Genomic DNA, 14,230 nt, shown 5'->3' on the forward strand with positions numbered 1-14,230 from the left:
GCTCCTTAGCCGAGCTTGTCGGCCTTCTCGACGGCTTCCTCGATGGTACCCACCATGTAGAACGCCTGCTCGGGCAGGTGATCGTACTCACCGTCCACGATCGCCTGGAAGGCACGGATGGTGTCCTTCAGGGAGACGTACTTGCCGGGGGCGCCGGTGAACACTTCCGCGACGAAGAACGGCTGCGACAGGAAGCGCTGGATCTTGCGCGCCCGGGCCACAACCAGCTTGTCGTCTTCCGACAGCTCGTCCATGCCGAGGATCGCGATGATGTCCTTCAGCTCCTTGTAACGCTGCAGGGTACCCTGCACCGCGCGGGCGGTGTCGTAATGCTGCTGGCCGATGATCTGCGGGTCCAGCTGGCGCGAGGTCGAGTCCAGCGGGTCCACTGCGGGGTAGATCCCCAGCTCGGCGATCTGGCGCGACAGCACGACCGTGGCGTCCAGGTGCGCAAAGGTAGTGGCGGGCGACGGGTCGGTCAGGTCGTCCGCCGGCACGTAGACCGCCTGGATCGAGGTGATCGAGCCCTTCTTGGTGGAGGTGATGCGCTCCTGCAGGACGCCCATCTCTTCCGCCAGCGTCGGCTGATAGCCCACCGCGGAGGGCATGCGGCCCAGCAACGCCGAGACCTCGGTACCGGCCAGGGTGTAACGATAGATATTGTCGATGAACATCAGCACGTCACGGCCTTCGTCGCGGAAGTACTCCGCCATGGTCAGGCCGGTCAGTGCCACGCGCAGGCGGTTGCCCGGCGGCTCGTTCATCTGGCCGTAGACCAGCGCCACCTTGTCGAGCACGTTGGAGTCGTTCATCTCGTGGTAGAAGTCGTTCCCTTCACGGGTACGCTCCCCGACACCGGCGAACACCGAGTAGCCGCTGTGCTCGATGGCGATGTTACGGATGAGCTCCATCATGTTGACGGTCTTGCCCACGCCGGCACCGCCGAACAGGCCGACCTTGCCGCCCTTCGCGAAGGGGCAGAGCAGGTCGATGACCTTGATGCCGGTTTCCAGCAGATCCGTCGAACCCGCCTGTTCGTCGAAGGTCGGCGCCTTGCGGTGGATCGACCACTTTTCGTCGGTGGCGACCTCGCCAGCGTTGTCCACCGGGCGGCCCAGCACGTCCATCACGCGACCCAGGGTCCCCTGACCCACCGGCACGGAGATCGGGCCACCGGTGCTGGTCACCGCGGTCTGACGCTTCAGACCGTCGGTGCTGCCCATGGCGATGGTACGGACGATCCCGTCACCCAGCTGCTGCTGGACTTCCAGGGTCAGGCCGTTTTCCAGCGTCAGGGCGTCGTAGACCCTGGGCACTTCGCCGTGGGGGAACTCCACGTCCACGACGGCGCCGATGATTTCGACAATCTTTCCAGAGCTCATGCGTTCAATCCTCTAAGTCGTAATTCTTGCCGCGTCGGGCCGGCCGTCGGGGTCACTAGACCGCCGCGGCGCCGCTGACGATCTCGGAGATTTCCTGGGTGATCGCCGCCTGGCGTGCCTTGTTGTAAACCAGCTGAAGGTCCTTGATCATGGTGCCGGCGTTGTCGGAGGCGGCCTTCATCGCCACCATCCGCGCGGCCATCTCGCAGGCCACATTCTCGACCACCGCCTGATAGATCAGGGATTCCACGTAGCGCTCGACGAGGGTGTCGAGCACCTCGTAGGGCTCCGGCTCGTAGATGTAGTCCCAGTGATACTCGAGCTCGTTCTCGGTGCTCGGTGCCGTCGGCAGCAACTGGGTGACCTGCGGCTTCTGCGTCATGGTGTTGACGAACTTGTTCTCCAGCAGCACCACCCGGTCGATCTTCTCCTCGCGGAAATCATCGAGCAGGACCTTGACCGTACCGATCAGATCGGACAGGTGCGGGCGGTCACCGAGATCGGTCGACTGAGCGACGATGTTGCCGCCCAGACGCCGGAAGAACTGCAGGCCCTTGTTGCCGAACACGCAGAGATCGACCTCGACCCCTTCGTCGCGGTAGCGCCGCATCTCGCTCACGGCCTGTTTGAACAGGTTCGTGTTGAGCCCGCCGCACAGTCCACGATCGGTCGACACCACGATCATGGCCACGCGCTTGACCTCGCGCTCGACCATGAACGGGTGCCGGTATTCGGCATTGGCCATCGCCACATGCCCGATCACGTCACGGATCTTCTCCGCGTACGGCCGGGACTCCTGCATGCGGTCCTGGGCCTTGCGCATCTTGGACGCGGCCACCATCTCCATGGCCTTGGTGATCTTCTGAGTATTCTGGATACTCTTGATCTGCGTCCGGATCTCCTTTGTGCCCGCCATTGCGCGCCCCCGTTACCAGCTGTTCTTGGACTTGAACTCGTCCAGGGCACTCTTCATGCGTTCCTGGATGGAGTCGTTGTAGTCACCGGTGCTGTTGATCTCGTCAAGCAGGGACTTCTGGTTCGAGCGCAGCCAGGCCTGGAGTTCGCGTTCGAAATCGACCACCTTGTCCTCGTCGATGTCGTCGAGGTAACCCTCGTTGGCCGCGTACAGCGAGAAGGCCATCTCCGCGATCGACATCGGCTTGTACTGACCCTGCTTCATCAGCTCGGTGACGCGCTTGCCGCGATCCAGCTGCTTGCGGGTCAGTTCGTCGAGGTCGGAGGCAAACTGCGAGAACGCCGCCAGCTCGCGGTACTGGGCCAGCGCCAGACGCACGCTGCCGCCCAGTTTCTTGATGATCTTGGTCTGCGCGGAACCACCGACACGGGATACCGACAGGCCGGCGTTGATCGCCGGACGGATGCCCGAGTTGAACAGGTCCGTCTCGAGGAAGATCTGACCGTCGGTGATGGAGATCACGTTGGTCGGCACGAACGCGGAGACGTCGCCGGCCTGGGTCTCGATGATCGGCAGGGCGGTCAGCGAGCCGGTCTGACCCTTCACTTCACCGTTGGTGGCATTCTCCACGTATTCCTCGTTCACGCGGGAGGCACGCTCCAGCAGACGGGAATGCAGGTAGAACACGTCACCCGGATAGGCTTCGCGACCCGGCGGACGACGCAGCAGCAGAGACACCTGGCGATAGGCCCAGGCCTGCTTGGTCAGGTCGTCGTAGACGATCAGGGCATCTTCGCCCTTGTCGCGGAAGTATTCGCCCATCGCACAGCCCGCGTACGGCGCAATGAACTGCATCGCGGCGGACTCGGAGGCGTTGGCGGCAACGATGATGGTGTTATCCATCGCGCCGGCCTCTTCCAGCTTGTTCACGACCGACGCCACCGAGGAGGCCTTCTGACCCACGGCGACGTAGATGCACTTAACGCCCGAGTCCTTCTGGTTGATGATCGCGTCGATCGCCACCGCGGTCTTGCCGGTCTGGCGGTCGCCGATGATCAGCTCGCGCTGACCCCGGCCCACCGGGACCATGGCGTCGATCGCCTTGATCCCGCTCTGCAACGGCTGATCGACGCCCTGACGTTCGATGACACCCGGGGCCATGCGCTCGATGGGGCTGGTCTGATCGGTCTCGATCGCGCCCTTGCCGTCGAGCGGCTGGCCGAGTGAATCGACCACGCGGCCGAGCAGCTGGTCGCCCACCGGGACCTCGAGGATGCGGCCGGTGCACTTGACGGTGTCGCCTTCGCGCAGGTGGTTGTAATCACCCAGGATCACCACGCCCACGGAGTCGCGCTCGAGGTTGAGCGCCATGCCGTAGGTGTCGCCGGGGAAGGCGAGCATTTCGCCCTGCATGACGTCGCCCAGGCCGTGAACGCGGGCGATGCCGTCCTGCAGGCTGACCACGGTGCCCTCGTTCGAGGCCTCGGAGCCCGCATCGAACTTGTCGATGCGCTGTTTGATCAGATCACTGATCTCGGAGGGATTCAGTTGCATGATAATTTCCTCTTAGCGACTCAAATTGGCAGCCAGGCGGTCCAGCTGGCCTCGCACGGAGCCGTCGATGACCAGGTCGCCGGCGCGGATGATGGCCCCTCCAAGCAGGGAGCTGTCGACCGAGGAGGTCAGGGACACCTCGCGGCCGAGCCGCTCGGACAGCGCCTTGTGGATCTCTTTCTCCTGCGCCTGGGTAAGTTTGCGGAACGCGATGACCTCGGCCTCGACGCGGCTCTCGGCTTCGGCCTTGAGCTCGTTGAAGGCCTTGCTGACCGCTGGCAGCGTCGGCAGGCGACCGTTTTCGCCCAGCAGACGCACGAGGTTGATTACGCCGTTGTTGAGCTTGCCCTCGGCGATATCCAGGACCAGCTGGGCACGCTGTTCCCGCGGGACCCGGGGGTTCGAGAGGAGATCGTGCATCCGGGAGTCACTGGCGATCGCCGCCAGCAACTCCAGCTGCTCGGCCCAGCCGGCGAGGTCGTTTTCCTCGCGGGCCCGCTCGAAAGCGGCGCGGGCGTAGGGTCGGGCTACCGAAATCAGGTCTGACATAGCCTCTCCTTACAGCTTGGCGGCGAGCTTCTTGAGAAGTTCGCCGTGCGCCTTGGCGTCAATCTCCTTGGCCAGGATCTGCTCGGCACCGGAGACCGCCAGCTGGGAGACCTGCTTGCGCAGCTCTTCCTTCGCCCGGTTGAGCTCCTGCTCGGCTTCGGCCTGCGCCGATTCCTTGATGCGCTCCCCTTCCTCGCGGGCGCTGGTACGGGCTTCCTCGACAAGCTCGTTGGCACGCTTCTGGGCGGAGGCGACGATGTCGTTGGCCTGCTGCTTGGCCTCCTTGATGACCTCGGTCGCACGCTCCTGGGCCAGCTCCTGTTCCTTCTCGCCGCGTTCGGCGGCCGCGAGGCCGTCGGCGATCTTCTTGCGCCGCGCCTCCAGGGCCTGGGTCAGCGGCGGCCAGACGAATCGCATGGTGAACCATACGAAAACGCTGAAGGCCAGCAGCTGCCCGATGATGGTGAGATTGATATTCATCCTGCTACCTCAGGTTGACGAGTGGTGAGGGATCCTCGTGACTCGATCAGCCCTTAGCCGAGAACGAACAGGACGTACAGACCGATACCCACCGAGATCATCGGCACGGCGTCGGTCAGGCCCACGACGATGAAGAAGTTGGTGCGCAGCATCGGGATCAGTTCCGGCTGACGGGCGGCGCCTTCGAGGAAGCGACCCCCGAGGGTGGCGACACCAATCGCGGCGCCGATAGCGGCCATGCCCATCATCAGAGCGGCGGCGATAATAACCAGAGCGTTAGCCATTTCCATCGTAGTATCTCCAGTGAAGTTGAGACGGTCGGTTGAAGTGAAGGGTTATCAGTGGTCTTCGGAGTGCGCCATGTCCAGATAGACGATGGTCAGCACCATGAAGATGAAGGCCTGCAGCGGCACCACCAGGATGTGGAAGATCGCCCAGCCGACATGCAGTACGCCCCCGGCAAGGCCGAACACCAGGCCGGCAGAGTACATCAGGCCGATCAGGATAAAGATCATCTCGGCGGCGTACAGGTTGCCGAACAGTCGCAGGGCGAGCGAGGCCGGCTTGGCCAGCAGGTCCACCACCTCGAGGATGAAGTTGGCGACCCAGGTCAGCGGCTTCAGCGGTGCGATGGAGGTCTGGAACGGCGCCCCGGTCAGCTCCTTGAAGAAACCCACCGGACCCTTGATCTTCAGCGAGTAATAGATGATGAGAATGAACACGCCCAGCGCCAGGCCGATGGTCACGTTGATATCGGTGGTGGGCACGATCTTGAAGTACGGGATGCCCAGCAGATAGGCGAGGTGCGGGATCAGATCCACGGGCACCAGGTCCATCAGGTTGAGCAGGAAAATCCAGATGAAGATGGTCAGTGCGAGCGGGGCCACCAGGTCGTTCTTGTGCTTGAACGAGCCGCGCACGTTGGTGTCGACGAACTCCATGATCCATTCGACGAAGTTCTGCCAGCCCCCGGGGACTCCGGCGGTAACCCTCTTGGCCGCCGCACGGAAGCTGAGGATGAACAGCAGTCCGAGGCCGATCGACCAGATCATCGAGTCGACGTGGATGGCCCAGAAACCCATCTCCGCGGCTTCGGACGAACTCATCGCGAAGCCGAGCCCGTCCTCCGGGTGATACCCGAAGGTCAGGTTCGTGAGATGGTGATTGATATGGTCGTCCATTTCTGAAGCCATGTCGCTATCTCTTCATTGCTTGGGCGGATGCCCGGTGGACCCACCACACGGGCAGAAGATGCACCGCGAGAAAGCCACCGAACAGGGCAAGCAGGTCCGGTTCGTCGTAACGAGCGAACACCCCCGCAAACGCGGCCGCGATGAGCAGCAGCCGGAACACCTGGGCCAGCATCATGCGCCCGGTCAGATCGCGAACCGCGGCAGCACGATACGCCCCGAAGACCGCGAATACCATCACGGCGTTTCCGAGGACGGCAATCCCGCCGCCGAGCGCCATCGAGATGGCGGCCGACGGTAACGACAGCGCCAGCAACAGCACCGTCGGGAGAAGGGTGGCGGCGAGCTGCAGGCCGAGCGACTGAATGGCAGGGCTGGAGCTACGCGGCGTCATCTGATGGATGGGCACAACCCACCCCTCTCCGGAAAATTGCGCGCAGTATAAGTGGGCCCTTAAGGGAGGTCAACGCGAGGGCCGGGGCACCGCCGGCTACTGGATATGTGACAGGATCCCGTCCAGTTCGTCCAGCGAGTTGTATTCGATCACCAGTTTGCCCTTGCCCTGGCGGTTGTAGCGAACCTGCACCGGAGCACCCAGGGTATCGGCGAGGCGGCTCTCCAGCTGGCGGATCTCCGGAGGGGGTTCGCTGCTGCGCGGGGTCTCGTCGGGCTGCTGTTCGAGCGTGCGGCGGACCAGCTGCTCGGTCGCGCGCACCGACAGGCCCCGCTTGATCACGCGCTCGGCGACGGCGGGCTGGTCGTCAGCGGGCAGGGCGAGCAGGGAACGCGCGTGGCCCATCTCCAGGCGGCCCTCGTCCACGTGGACCTTGACCGCGTCGTGCAGGTCAAGCAGCCGCAGCAGGTTGGTGACCGCAGTGCGCGACCTGCCCACCGCGGTGGCGGCGTCCTGGTGGGTCAGTTCGAATTCCCCGATCAGGCGCTGGATGGCACTGGCCTCCTCCAGCGGATTGAGGTTCTCGCGCTGGATGTTCTCGATCAGGGCCATTGCCGCGGCGGCCTGATCGGGGATCTCGCGAATCACTGCGGGCACGGTCTCCAAGCCGGCCTGCTGGGCGGCCCGCCAGCGCCGTTCGCCGGCGATCAGCTCGTAGCCGTCGTCCACCGGGCGTACCACCACGGGCTGGACAATGCCCTGCGAACGGATGGACTCCGTGAGCTCCGCCAGCGCCTCTTCGGAGATCCGGCCGCGCGGCTGATAGCGGCCGCGGCGGACACGTTCGACCGGGAGCTGTTCCAGGCGATCGTCGTCGCCGGGTTCCTCGGAGGCGCCGCTGAGCAGCGCGTCGATCCCGCGTCCGAGTCGTCCACTGTTTCGTCTCGCCATGATATCGATCCTGCCTGGGGATGAATCAGCGCCGCAGCAGCTCGCCGGCCAGGGCGAGATACGCGACGGCGCCGCGCGAGGACGCATCATACAACAGCGCAGGCTGGCCGAAGCTCGGAGCCTCGGCGAGACGGACGTTGCGCGGGATTACGGTATTGTACACACGGTCGCCGAAATAGTCGGTCAGCTGTTCGGAGACATCCCCGGCGAGACGGTTGCGGGCGTCGAACATGGTCCGCAGCAGGCCGGAAATGCGCAGGCGGGGGTTGGGCCCGCGCTGGATACTCTCGATGGTGCGCATCAGCGCGGTGAGGCCCTCCAGCGCGTAGTACTCGCACTGCATCGGGATGACCACGCCGTCGGCGGCAACAAGGCCGTTGACGGTCAGCAGGTTGAGCGAAGGCGGACAGTCGACCAGGACATAATCCCAGCGGCCGCGAGCCTCGGCCAGCGCACGCTGCAGACGGTATTCGCGCCCGTCCTCCTCCATCAACCGCACCTCCGCCACCGTCAGGTCGCCATTGGCCGGGATCAGGTCGAAGCCCGATTCCACTCGCTGCACCGCGTCGTCCAGCCTGACCTCGCCGAGCAGGACTTCGCAGCTGGTGGGCACATCGGCATGCTTGTCCTGACCGGAACCGGTGGTCGCGTTGCCCTGCGGATCCATGTCGACCACCAGCACGGAGCGGCCCAGCCGCGCGAGCGAAGCGGCGAGGTTCACGCAGGTCGTCGTCTTGCCGACGCCGCCTTTCTGGTTGGTGATCGCGAGGGTTTCGGTCACGGCGCGGCTCTCTCGATGATGGCGATATGACGGGGGGCGTGCTCGCCCGGAATGGTAACCGGCTCGACCGCATGATACGACCACGGGTCGGGCAGCGCTTCGCGCGCGCGGTCCGCCGGGCCGAGCATCGCCAGCACGTGGCCGCCGGGGGCCACCAGATGGCCGGCCCGCTCGAGGGTCTCGCGCGGGGACTTGAAGGCCCGCGAGATCAGGGTGTCGCAGAGGGCCTCGGGGGCGAAATCCTCGATTCGCCGATGCTGCGCCTCGGCGTTGGCGAGATGCAGCAGGCCGATCACGTGGCGCAGGAAACGCACGCGCTTGGCCGCGCTGTCCAGCAGACAGTAGTGGCGGGCGGCCGCCTCGGAATCGGTCGGGGAGTGGGCGTCGGCGATGGCCAGGATCAGCCCCGGCAGTCCGGCCCCGGTTCCGACATCGAGGATGCGGGTACCACGCAGCCACGGACGCAAGCTCAGGCTGTCGAGGATATGGCGCGAGACCATCTGCCCGGGATCCCGCACGGCGCTCAGATTGTGCACCCGGTTCCAGCGTTCCAGCTGGATCAGCCAGGTCACCAGGGCGTCAATCGCGGACTCGCTCAGCCCCGCATCGTCGGCATGCTGCGCGAGCTCGGCACGCCAGGTCGCCTCATTCCCCACTGGCCCGCCGCTTCAGATGCACGGCCAGCGCCGACAGCGCCGCCGGGGTAACCCCCGGGATGCGTCCCGCCTGGGCCAGCGTATGGGGTCGGAACTCGGCGAGTTTCTGGCGCAGTTCCGCGGACAGCCCGTGGACCGAGTCATAGTCGAGATTCTCCGGCAGTGGAGTGTGTTCGGCCCGCTCCTGGCGCCGGACTTCGGCCTGCTGGCGCTCGATGTACCCGGCGTACTTGGTCTGGATCTCGACCTGTTCGCGCACGTCGGCGGGCAGGTCGTCGCGGGCGAGCGCCGGCAGACAGGCGAGCAGGCCGGCGTAATCCACCTGCGGGCGGCGCAGCAGGTCCTCGAGCGTCGCATCGGCATCCGGTTCGCTGCCCAGATATTCTATCAGCGCCGATCCACGGCGCTGCTCCGCAGACAGACGGGTCGCGGCCAGGCGCGCGCGCTCATCCTCCACCTGGTCCGCGCGGCGGGAGAACACCGACCAGCGGTCGTCGTCGACCAGCCCGAGTTCGCGGCCCACGGGCGTCAGGCGCAGGTCGGCGTTGTCCTCGCGCAACAGAAGACGATGCTCGGCGCGCGAGGTGAACATGCGGTAGGGCTCCCGCGTGCCGCGCGTGACCAGGTCGTCGATCAGTACGCCGATGTAGGCCTCGGAGCGCTGCGGAACCCAGGGCGCCTGCCCGGCCGCCTCGCGCGCGGCGTTCAGCCCCGCGACCAGACCCTGGGCGGCCGCCTCTTCATAGCCGGTGGTGCCGTTGATCTGGCCGGCGAGGTACAGACCGGCGACCTCGCGGGTAGCCAGCGCGGGGGTCAGGCCACGCGGGTCGAAGAAGTCGTATTCGATGGCATAGCCCGGACGGGTGATGTGGGCGCGTTCGAAGCCCGGGATGCTGCGCACGACCTCCACCTGGACCTCCCACGGGAGGCTGGTGGAGATTCCGTTGGGGTAGAGCTCGTGGGTATCCAGGCCCTCCGGCTCGACGAACACCTGGTGGCTGTCCTTGTCGGCGAAGCGCACCACCTTGTCCTCGATGGAAGGACAGTAGCGCGGGCCAGTGCTGTCGATGGCCCCGGAATACATCGGTGAGCGCTCGAGGTTGTCCCGGATGATCGCGTGGGTGCGCTCGCTGGTGCGCGCGATGTGACAGGAACGCTGGGCGGGGTGTTCGTCGCGCGACCCGATGAACGAGAAGACCGGGCGCGGGTCGTCGCCCGGCTGTATCTCCAGGCGTGAAAAATCGATACTGCGTCCGTCGATGCGCGGGGGGGTCCCGGTCTTCAGCCGGCCCACGTCGAAGGCCATCTCGCGCAGGCGCGCGGCCAGGCGCTCGCTGGGCGGATCGCCGGCGCGGCCGCCCGGCTGCTGACGCTCGCCGGTATGCATGCGCCCGTTGAGGAAGGTACCCACGGTCAGGACCACGCTGCGCGCACGGAAACGGATCCCGCCTTCGGTGACCACCTCGGCGACGCGATCGCCCGCCAGGACCACGTCGGCCACCCCCTGCTGGAATACCTGGAGACCGGGGGCTTGATCCACCGCGCGCCGAATGGCCTGACGGTAGAGCTGGCGATCGGACTGGGCCCGAGTGGCCCGCACGGCCGGGCCCTTGCGGCGGTTAAGGACGCGGAAATGGATGCCAGCCGCATCCGCGGCGCGCGCCATGATCCCGCCGAGGGCGTCGATCTCCCGGACCAGGTGCCCCTTGCCGATGCCGCCGATCGCCGGGTTGCAGCTCATCTGGCCCACGGTCTCGAGATTGTGGGTCAGCAGCAGGGTTTGCGCACCCGTGCGCGCAGCGGCCAGGGCCGCTTCGGTGCCGGCGTGTCCGCCACCCACCACGATAACGTCGAAGGATTCTGCCATGTTCCCGGTACTTCCCGGTCCGTGCCCGGACCTCCTGCGTTGCAAAGCCGAAGTTTAGCAGCTGGCCCGCCGCGCCCGAAGTGACCCCGGCGCCCGGGGGTGTCAGCGGGAAGTTCGGCAGGGTCAGGGCCGGAAAGAAGGCGTAGCCGGCGGCCAGTGCGGATTCCAGCTCGGTTTTGATGATGGAGCGCGCCACGGCATAGATGACCAACCGGATCGCCACCAGCAAGGCAAGCCGCTACAAGGTACCGCAATCGCTTCTTTCTCCGCGACAGGGCCACAATAGCGCAGGGCCGGCCGGATGCGCTGGCAGATGGAATCGCCGCGGGGATCCTGAAAATCGGGTGCGTGCCCGCCGCCATGGATCAGATCGGGCAGCGAATCAGTCCGGATCTGTTCATGGTGCGGAGACGGGTCGACAGCCATGTTGCAGTCCTTCCCGGATTGCCGTCGCAGGGCGGGGTACGGACCCGCAGCGGCCGTTACTTGCCGATGCAGAACCCGGCGAAGATCTCGCCCAGCAGGGCCTCGTGGTCCTGACGGCCGAGCAGCGCATCCAGGGCCTGTTCCGCGCACCGCAGTTCTTCGGCGGCCAGATCACCCGGAAGGTTCGGATCGATCCTCTCCAGCGCCGTCGCCGCTGCCGCGAGACCGTCGAGGTGTCGGGCGCGTACGCTGAAGCCATCGTCCTCGCGCGGATGCAGGCCCAGGCGTTCGACGATGGCATCACGCAGTGCCTCCAGCCCCTCGCCGGTGCGCGCCGAGATCGCGAGCGCCCCGGGGGCGGCGGCTTCGGGACCGGCAAGGTCGCGCTTGTTCCACACCACCAGCCGCGGCAGATCGTCCGGGAGGTCGTCGGGCAGCAGCCGGTCGGGGGCGGTCAGATCCCGCAGTTCCAGTACCAGGTCCGCGGCCCGGCCCGCCTCGCGGGCGCGCTCCATGCCGATCACCTCCACCGGATCCTCACTGGCATGCAGGCCGGCCGTATCCACGATCTCGACCGGCACGCCGTGGATGGCAACCGGCGCGCGCAGGACATCGCGCGTGGTGCCCGGCCGGTCGGTGACGATCGCCACCTCCTCTTCGGCGAGGCGGTTCATCAGGCTCGACTTGCCGGCATTGGGGGCGCCGATCAGCGCGAGGCGCAGACCGCGGTCGAGGTAACGGGCCGGTCGCAGACCCTGCAACAGGTCGCGGATGCCGGCGGCGAGCTCGCGGGCCTGCGGGGCCAGGGTCCCCGCGACGTCGGATTCGAGGTCGGTCTCGCCGAAATCCAGCTCCGCCTCCATGTGAACACGCAGGTCGCGGATCCGGCGTGAAACCGGCTGCAGGCGATCGGCCAGCGCACCATCCAGACTGGAGCGCGCACGACGAGCGGCGCGTTCGGTCTGGGCGTGGATGAGGTCGGCCACCGCCTCGGCCTGGGCGAGGTCCATGCGCCCGTTGAGAAAGGCGCGTTCGGTGTACTCGCCCGGCCGCGCGCGGCGGGCGCCCAGCGCCACGCAGGTGGCGACCAGGCGTTCCAGCAGCACCGGGCTGCCGTGGCCCTGGAACTCGACCACGTCCTCGCCGGTGTAGGAATGCGGCGCGGGGAAATAAAGCACCAGACCGTCGTCGATCAGTTCGCCGTCGACCGGATTGCGCAGGCGGGCGTAGTGCGCGTGGCGCGGGCGCGGGTCCATCCCCGTGATGCGCCGCGCCAGCGCCGCGGACTCGGATCCGGACAGGCGCACCACGCCGATGCCGCCGGTCCCCTGCGGGGTCGCGACCGCGACGATGGTGTCGCCATCCATGGCGGGTCTACTCCTTCTTCTTGTCCGGATCCGCCCCGGTCTCGATCTTGCGGGTGATGTACCACTGCTGGGCGATCGAGAACAGGTTGTTGGTGAACCAGTACAGCACGAGGCCCGCCGGGAAGAAGGCGAAGAACACCGTGAACACGAACGGCAGGGCCATGAAGACCTTCTGCTGCACGGGGTCCATCGGCGGCGGGTTCAGCTTGTACTGCACGAACATCGACACGCCCATCAGGATCGGCAGGATGAAGTACGGATCGCGCGAGGACAGATCCTGGATCCACAGCCACCACGGGGCCTGACGCAGTTCCACGCTCTCCAGCAGCACCCAGTACAGGGCGATGAACACCGGGATCTGGACCAGTATCGGCAGACAGCCGCCCAGCGGGTTGATCTTCTCCTTCTTGTACAGGTCCATCAGCGCCTGGTTCATGCGCTGCTTGTCGTCCTTGTAGCGCTCCTTCAGCTCCTGCAGCTTGGGCGCCACCTTGCGCATGCGCGCCATGGACCGGTAGCTGGTCGCCGAAAGCTTGAAGAACGCCAGCTTGATCAGGATCGTCAGGATCACGATCGACCAGCCCCAGTTGCCCACCACTGCGTGGATCTTGTCCAGCAGCCAGAACAGCGGACTGGAGAGGAAGGTGAAGATCCCGTAGTCCACGGTCAGCTGCAGGCCGTCGGCGATCTCGGCCAGTTCGGCCTGGGTCTTGGGACCGACCCACAGCCGGGTGTGGAAATCCCCGCTCTCGCCGGGTCCGACGCGCAGGGGCTCGGCCGAATGCAGGCCGATCAGGTATTCCTCGCCCACCTCGCCGGGCACGGCCCGCGCGTACAGGGCGTTGAGTTCCTCGGCGCCCGGGATCCAGGCCGACACGAAATAGTGCTCGATCATCGAGACCCAGCCGCCTTCCAGGCGATCCTCCACCGGATCGTCGGCCAGCGACTCGAAGCGCTCGCGCTCGTAGCTGCCGTCATACCAGGCCGCCCCGGTGAAGGTATACAGCCACCAGGCATCGCGGTCCGGGGTCTCGCCGTGGCGCAGCTGGCGATACTGGCGACCCACCCAGGGATCGGTGCTGTGGTTGTTGACCTCGTATTCGACTTCGATCAGGTGGGTCCCGCGATTGAAGACATAGGTCTTCACGACCTCGATCTCGCCGTCTTCCGAGGTCCAGCGCATCGGCACCCGCAGCTGGTCCTCGTTCTCGCCCAGCTCGAAACGATCCTGGTCGACTTCGAAGTCCGCGTGGTGCGACGGCGCACGGCCGTCGGGATCGACCCCTTCGACGCGGTCATGGGTCAGGCCGCTCTGGGCGACATAGCCCCGAATGCGGTGGTCCAGCAGGCGCACCGGCTCCAGCGGGTCATCGCGCAGGTCGCGCGGGAACTGCAGCAGGTCGGCGCGCAGGATCGTACCGCCCCGGGTATCGATCAGCAGATCATGCTTGTCGGTCACCACCTGGATCTGGCGGCGCTCGGGCGCGGCGATGGGTTCGGGCGCGTCCACGGCCGGATCTGCCTCGGGATCATCGACCGCTTCCGGGGTATCGGGAACGTCCTCCGGCCTCGCGTCGGGATCTTCTTCCAGTTCACGTTCCGCCGCCGTCTCCTGTGCGGGTTCCGGACCGTACATGTCGTTCCAGGCCATCCACATCAGGAACAGGATGAAGGCCAGGGTCAGCCACAACAGAGGACGGATGTTATCCATGGGAGC

14 protein-coding genes are annotated in these 14,230 nt (G+C 66.1%); all 14 read right to left on the minus strand.

Going from position 1 to position 14,230, the window contains the following annotated elements:
- Positions 1 to 5 precede the first annotated feature (5 nt).
- The 14 genes from atpD to yidC all read right to left on the minus strand — a co-directional run bounded on the left by atpD (position 6) and on the right by yidC (position 14,224).
- Entirely contained in the window at positions 6 to 1,382 is a 1,377-nt protein-coding gene (gene atpD, locus D571_RS0109305) for a F0F1 ATP synthase subunit beta (RefSeq protein WP_018936415.1), read from the minus strand.
- 55 nt (positions 1,383 to 1,437) lie between these two features.
- A complete protein-coding gene (gene atpG, locus D571_RS0109310; protein ID WP_018936416.1) occupies positions 1,438 to 2,298 on the minus strand; it encodes a F0F1 ATP synthase subunit gamma in 861 nt (286 codons plus the stop codon).
- A gap of 12 nt (positions 2,299 to 2,310) precedes the next feature.
- A complete protein-coding gene (atpA, locus tag D571_RS0109315) occupies positions 2,311 to 3,852 on the minus strand; it encodes a F0F1 ATP synthase subunit alpha (protein ID WP_018936417.1) in 1,542 nt (513 codons plus the stop codon).
- A gap of 12 nt (positions 3,853 to 3,864) precedes the next feature.
- Complete coding sequence (locus D571_RS0109320; RefSeq protein WP_018936418.1) at positions 3,865 to 4,401, minus strand: F0F1 ATP synthase subunit delta; 537 nt, start codon at positions 4,399 to 4,401, stop codon at positions 3,865 to 3,867.
- A gap of 9 nt (positions 4,402 to 4,410) precedes the next feature.
- The gene (locus D571_RS0109325; RefSeq protein WP_018936419.1) at positions 4,411 to 4,881 is read right to left on the minus strand and encodes a F0F1 ATP synthase subunit B; all 471 of its coding nucleotides are present in this window, start codon (positions 4,879 to 4,881) and stop codon (positions 4,411 to 4,413) included.
- Positions 4,882 to 4,934: 53 nt separating this feature from the next.
- Positions 4,935 to 5,171, minus strand: a complete 237-nt coding sequence (gene atpE / locus D571_RS0109330; RefSeq protein WP_018868902.1) for a F0F1 ATP synthase subunit C — start codon at positions 5,169 to 5,171, stop codon at positions 4,935 to 4,937.
- A gap of 48 nt (positions 5,172 to 5,219) precedes the next feature.
- Complete coding sequence (gene atpB / locus D571_RS0109335; protein ID WP_018936420.1) at positions 5,220 to 6,062, minus strand: F0F1 ATP synthase subunit A; 843 nt, start codon at positions 6,060 to 6,062, stop codon at positions 5,220 to 5,222.
- Positions 6,063 to 6,078: 16 nt separating this feature from the next.
- Positions 6,079 to 6,465, minus strand: coding sequence for an ATP synthase subunit I (locus D571_RS0109340; protein WP_026287749.1), 387 nt, complete (start codon positions 6,463 to 6,465; stop codon positions 6,079 to 6,081).
- A 96-nt stretch (positions 6,466 to 6,561) separates the two neighbouring features.
- A complete protein-coding gene (locus tag D571_RS0109345) occupies positions 6,562 to 7,416 on the minus strand; it encodes a ParB/RepB/Spo0J family partition protein (RefSeq protein ID WP_018936422.1) in 855 nt (284 codons plus the stop codon).
- A gap of 25 nt (positions 7,417 to 7,441) precedes the next feature.
- The gene (locus D571_RS0109350; protein WP_018936423.1) at positions 7,442 to 8,197 is read right to left on the minus strand and encodes a ParA family protein; all 756 of its coding nucleotides are present in this window, start codon (positions 8,195 to 8,197) and stop codon (positions 7,442 to 7,444) included.
- Positions 8,194 to 8,853, minus strand: a complete 660-nt coding sequence (gene rsmG / locus D571_RS0109355; RefSeq protein ID WP_018936424.1) for a 16S rRNA (guanine(527)-N(7))-methyltransferase RsmG — start codon at positions 8,851 to 8,853, stop codon at positions 8,194 to 8,196. The genes D571_RS0109350 and rsmG overlap by 4 nt, the downstream gene beginning before the upstream one ends.
- Positions 8,843 to 10,720, minus strand: coding sequence for a tRNA uridine-5-carboxymethylaminomethyl(34) synthesis enzyme MnmG (mnmG, locus tag D571_RS0109360; protein WP_018936425.1), 1,878 nt, complete (start codon positions 10,718 to 10,720; stop codon positions 8,843 to 8,845). The genes rsmG and mnmG overlap by 11 nt, the downstream gene beginning before the upstream one ends.
- A 482-nt stretch (positions 10,721 to 11,202) precedes the next feature.
- Positions 11,203 to 12,513 carry a tRNA uridine-5-carboxymethylaminomethyl(34) synthesis GTPase MnmE gene (gene mnmE / locus D571_RS0109365; RefSeq protein WP_018936426.1) on the minus strand — a complete coding sequence of 437 codons (1,311 nt, stop codon included), beginning with the start codon at positions 12,511 to 12,513 and terminating at the stop codon, positions 11,203 to 11,205.
- A gap of 7 nt (positions 12,514 to 12,520) precedes the next feature.
- Entirely contained in the window at positions 12,521 to 14,224 is a 1,704-nt protein-coding gene (gene yidC / locus D571_RS0109370) for a membrane protein insertase YidC (protein ID WP_018936427.1), read from the minus strand.
- Positions 14,225 to 14,230 lie beyond the last annotated feature (6 nt).

Source organism: Thioalkalivibrio sp. ALJ24, from assembly GCF_000377785.1.
In the GTDB taxonomy this organism is placed as follows: Bacteria; Pseudomonadota; Gammaproteobacteria; order Ectothiorhodospirales; family Ectothiorhodospiraceae; genus Thioalkalivibrio.